Source organism: Streptomyces hainanensis (genome assembly GCF_004348415.1).
Taxonomy (GTDB): Bacteria; Actinomycetota; Actinomycetes; order Streptomycetales; family Streptomycetaceae; genus Streptomyces; species Streptomyces hainanensis.
The window spans coordinates 1-5,081 of record NZ_SMKI01000514.1 but is presented as its reverse complement, the minus strand read 5'-3'; the positions used below and the strand labels follow the sequence as shown (position 1 = coordinate 5,081).

Annotated in this window: 5 protein-coding genes; all 5 read left to right on the top strand. The window is 72.1% G+C overall.

The genetic code is table 11. The features are described from left to right. Positions 1 to 233 precede the first annotated feature (233 nt). The gene (locus E1283_RS31450) at positions 234 to 629 is read left to right on the top strand and encodes a hypothetical protein (protein ID WP_132821575.1); all 396 of its coding nucleotides are present in this window, start codon (positions 234 to 236) and stop codon (positions 627 to 629) included. Continuing rightward, the gene (locus E1283_RS31445; protein ID WP_132821574.1) at positions 629 to 2,221 is read left to right on the top strand and encodes an alpha/beta hydrolase; all 1,593 of its coding nucleotides are present in this window, start codon (positions 629 to 631) and stop codon (positions 2,219 to 2,221) included. The genes E1283_RS31450 and E1283_RS31445 overlap by 1 nt, the downstream gene beginning before the upstream one ends. Positions 2,222 to 2,352: 131 nt before the next feature. After that, a complete protein-coding gene (locus E1283_RS31440; protein ID WP_243745234.1) occupies positions 2,353 to 2,772 on the top strand; it encodes a hypothetical protein in 420 nt (139 codons plus the stop codon). Between the two features lie 54 nt (positions 2,773 to 2,826). Then, complete coding sequence (locus tag E1283_RS31435; RefSeq protein WP_132821573.1) at positions 2,827 to 4,014, top strand: cytochrome P450; 1,188 nt, start codon at positions 2,827 to 2,829, stop codon at positions 4,012 to 4,014. 149 nt (positions 4,015 to 4,163) lie between these two features. Further along, positions 4,164 to 5,081 (top strand): serine/threonine-protein kinase (locus tag E1283_RS31430; RefSeq protein ID WP_132821572.1); only part of this gene is annotated, 918 nt, incomplete at its 3' end.

The window sequence follows — 5,081 nt, the reverse complement described above, 5'->3', positions numbered from 1 at the left end:
CCACCCACCCGGGACGCGGCGTCGCCACCCCGTGCCCGCACTCGGCCCGCGCCACCAACCCCCCGTCCGGCCGGACCAGCACCCCCTTGGACCCCGACGTCCCGATGTCGATCCCCAGCAGCAGTGTCATGGCACCGATACCTACCGCTTCGCGCGCCGGAACGCGAGCCATGGGGACGGAGCGAATCCGATACATTACCCGGAGTCGTCGAATCGGCACGTGGAGGGATGCGGTGTCGGGCTGGGACAAGGAATGGGCCACGCTCCGGGCCCGGGCACGCGCGGACATCGCGCGACAGCGCACACCCGACGCGGCGCCGGTCGAGCCGGACCTGAGCGTCCCCGTCGACCAACTCCTCACCTCCGCCACCGCCTCGGAGGGCCTGCACGAGCACCTGCGGCCCGCCCTCGACCGCGCCGTCACCGACCTCACGGCCGCCGCGGAATCCGTGCGGCACTGGACGTTCGGGGAAGAACTGACCCGGAGCGCGACCGGCTGGGACCAGGCCCTGACCGACCTGGCCGACCGCCTCCCCGAACACGCCACCGGGCTGCGCGCCCTCACCACCGCCATGGTCGGCCTCGACCAGGAGATCCACGCCTCCTTCCGCGGCTGGGGAACCGTCTGATGCCGGCGATGTACCACGAACTGCTGAACCAGGACCTCCAGCCGCTCGGCACCGCGGTCACCGCCTGGCGCCGGCTGGCCGAGGCGTGCGAGGAGACGCACGACGGCGCGCACGCCCGCGTCTCCCGCCCGCTGATCGACGCGAAGTGGGCCGGCCAGTCGGCCGACACCGGGCTGCGCGCCATGGCCGTCACCCAGTCGATCCTCACCACCGCGAGCCGCAACGCCCTGCTGCTCGCCGCCGTCCTGGACGAGGCGAGCACCAGGATGCACGCGGCGCGCCAGCGGCTGCGCACGGCGGTCGCCGAGGCGGAGGACGCCGGCCACCGCGTCGGCGAGGACGGCACGGTGGCCGCCCGCCCCCGCCAACCGAGCCCCGACGACCTCGCGGACCAGGGCCGACTGCTCCGGGAATCCGTCGAGGTCGCCGGCTACCAGTCCCGCATCGACGAGGCCGTCGACGAAGCACGCGACGCCAGCGCCCGGGCGGGCCGCGCGCTGCGCGAACTCGACCCGTTCACCCTCGACAAGGAGTACGGCGCCCAGACCACCGACGAGGCGGCGGCGCGGCTCGCCGAGGCCCACGGCATCGGCATCTCCTCCGACGCCATCCCCACCGATCGGCCTCCGGCCGAGGCGGCCCGCTGGTGGTCCGGCCTGACCGACCTGGAACGCGACATCCTGGTGGCCTCCTACCCCACCGAGATCGGCGCCCTCGACGGCCTCCCCGCCGAAACCCGCGACGAGGCCAACCGCGCGGCCCTGGACGCCCGGCTCAACGACCTCCGAGCGAGGGAACACGACCTCGGCCACCACGACCGCTTCGTCTACGACGGCCTGACCCGCCTCCAGGGGATTCTGGACGAGCGAACGGGAGCGTCGGACGAGCAGCGGCTGTACCTGCTCGGCTTCGGCACCCAGGACGACGGGCGGGCGATCGTCGCCCAGGGAAACCCCGACACGGCCGCGCACACGGCGGTGTTGGTGCCGGGGACGGGAACGGACATCAACGGAGTGGGGGGTCAGCTCGTCCGCACTGAGAGGATGCAGGAGGCGGCGATTCGGCTCGGCCGCGGAGACGTCTCGGTGATTTCCTGGCTTGACTACGACGCTCCGGAGATCTCGGACAGCGTCATCACCCGGGGACGCGCGAACGAGGCCGCGCCAGATCTTCGGGACTTCACCGCGGGTCTCAAGGCAGCACATGCCGGGGCCGACAGTCATCTCACGGTGGTGGGCCACAGTTACGGCTCCACCGCGGTCGGCGCCGCGGACTCCGGCGGCGGAGGTCTGGGAGCCGACGACATCATCGTCTTGGGCAGCCCCGGTATGACGGTGTCGAACGTCGAGCAGCTCCACATCTCGCCAGAGTGCCTCTGGGTTGGTGCGGCATCCGACGACTTCGTCGCTCACAATCTGTCCGGCCTCAGCCTCGGTCGTTCACCGCAACACTTCGCGTTCGGCGACGTACGGGAGATGCCTGTCGACACCACGGGGCACAGCGCCTACTGGGACCGGAGCAGTCTGTCCCTCACGAATATGGGCCGCATCATCGCTGGTGAGCCACCTCTGAACGAATCGGCAGGGCAATGAGAGCGAGCACCCTGAAACGGGGTATGAGGCCACGCGTCGTAGTCGCGGTGGCCGCGGCGCTGACGCTGGGAGCATGCGGCATGTCTGACGGTGGCACGGACGACAGCGGAGTCAACGATCCACTTCCTCGTATGACCAAGGAGGAGGCCGAGGAATGGGCGGCGCACTGGACCGAATCCATGGCCCGAACCGCACAAGCGGACATCGACCCGGAGTCCGTCCGCGCGAGATACATCGACTGTGTCGGCGCGAACGATGAAGTGGCTGGCGACGGGCGCTTCTACCTCATGTACTCCGCACGCGCCGATCTCGAATCAGAGCGAAGGGCGGAAGCCGTACGAGCCATCCGAGACACCCTCGAGGAGAACGGGTTGGAGATCCGGGGCTTTCGCGCCGATCCCTCGGTGACTCCCGCCAACGCGGTGGACGCCTGGCACCCGAAAGACCATCAGTCCGTCACTGCCGAGGACAACGGCGACTCCCAACTCCTGCTGACGGTGGACACGCCCTGCCTGCTGCCGCCTGGCGTCGAGCAGCAGCCGTTCGACTGAGCCGGCGCGTCGACCGGTCGCGCGGATCGCGTCCGCGACCGATACCGTCGACCGGTGAGCTTCGACCCCGCCGACCCCGCGTTCCTCGACGACCCCTACCCGGCGTTCGCCGCCCTCCGCCAGCAGGGACCCGTGCACTGGCACGACGGCCTCGGGCTGCCGGTCGCCGTGTCGCACGCCGCGTGTGGCGACGTGCTTCGGGACCGTGCCGCGGGGCGGATCTGGCGGGACAGGGAGCCGGCGGCCGCGTTCCCGGCGTTCAACCTGCTGCACCGCAACTCCCTCCTGGAGAACGAGCCGCCCCGGCACACCCGGCTGCGCCGGCTGGTCTCGACCGCCTTCAACCGCGGGCACACCGCGCGGCTCGAGCCGCGCGTCCGGGCGGTGGCCGACGGCCTCGTCGACCGGCTCGCCACGGCCATCGCGGCTGACGGCGCGGCCGACCTCCTCACGCATCTCGCCGCGCCGCTGCCGATCGAGGTGATCGCCGAACTGCTCGGCGTGCCGGTCGGGGACCGGCCGCGGCTGCAGCCCTGGTCCAACGCCATCGTCAAGATGTACGAGTACGGGTTGTCACCCGAGGGCGCCGCCGAAGCCGAGGCGGCGGCGGCCGACTTCGCGGCGTACCTGCGGGACCTGGCCGCTCGCCGGGCCAGGGAACCGGGCGACGACCTGATCAGCGACCTGGTCGCCGTCCGCGACGGCTCCGACCGGCTGTCCGACGACGAACTCGTCGGCACCGCCGCGCTGTTGCTGATGGCCGGGCACGAGGCCACGGTCAACGTGATCGGCAACGGCGTGCTGGCGCTCCTGCGCCACCGCGACCAGTGGGACCGGCTCGTCGCCTCGCCGGCGGAGCTCCTCCCCACCGCCGTCGAGGAGTTGATCCGGTACGACGCCCCGCTGCAACTCTTCGAGCGGACGGCCGTCGCGCCCACCACCGTGGCCGGCCACCGGCTCGAACCCGGCCAGAAGATCGCCGCCCTGCTCGGGGCCGCCGCCCGCGACCCCGCCGTGTTCACCGACCCGGACCGGCTCGACATCGGCCGCTCGCCCAACCCCCACCTCGGCTTCGGCGCCGGCATCCACTACTGCGTCGGCGCCCCGCTCGCCCGCGTCGAGATCGCCGCCGCCCTGGCCGCCCTCACCACCCGCCTCCCGGGACTCCGCCTCGCCGAAGCACCGGAACGCCGCCCGGAGTTCGTCATCCGCGGCCTGCGCACGCTGCCCGTGACGACCTGACGGTTTCACCCGCCCCGCCGCAGGCGTTGCTCATGTGCCCTCGCTCGGCGAGCGGCCACGCTCGCCGTCGTTCCTCCCTCCGTCACGGGTGCGTCCCCAAAGGTCGGCGCGGGTGGTGACCACTTCTCGGGATCGGAAAGGATGGGCGCATGACCAGCGAGGGGACCAATGACGGTGAGACCACCACCACGAGCTACGTGCTTCGGCCACCCGGCCGACCGGCCGCGGAGGGGCGGCTGATCGGTGGGCGGTACCGGCTGCGGAGCCGGCTCGGGCAGGGCGGCATGGGCACCGTGTGGCGGGCGTACGACGAGTTGATGGACCGGGAGGTCGCGGTCAAGGAGCCGCGCACACCGGAGAACGTTCCGGAGGCGCAGCGGTCCACGCTCTACGAGCGGATGCATCGCGAGGCGCGCGCCGCGGCGCGGATCAGCCACCCGTCGGTCATCACTCTCCACGACGTGGTGACCGAGGACGGGCAGCCCTGGCTGGTGATGGAGTTGGTGCGCGGCGAGTCACTCGACGACGTGCTGGACAGCGGCACCCTCGACGTGACGGAGGCGGCCCGTGTCGGCCTCGCCGTGCTGGGCGCGTTGTCCGCCGCGCACGAGGTGGGCGTGACGCACCGGGACGTGAAGCCGGCGAACGTGCTCATGGGGTCCGAGGAGCGGGTGGTGCTCTCGGACTTCGGCATAGCGCGGCTCGAGGGCGAGCAGGGGCTGACCGACACGGGGGCGCTGATCGGTTCTCCCGAGTACATGGCGCCGGAACTGGCCCTGGGACAACGGCCGGGGCCGGCGTCCGACCTGTGGTCGCTCGGTGTACTGCTCTACGTGGCGGTGGAGGGCGTCTCGCCGTTCCGCAGGAGCCGTGCCGCGGCCACGTTCCAGGCGGTGGTCTCCGCCGAGCCACCACGGCCGTTGCGGTCGGCGGGGCCGCTCGGAGAGTTGATCACGCGGATGCTCGACAAGTCGCCGGCGGCGCGCCCCGAGGTGGCCGAGGTCCGCCGGGTGCTCCGCGCCGCCATGGCGCCGCCGGCCGCCCCCCACGCCTGTCTCTTATACACA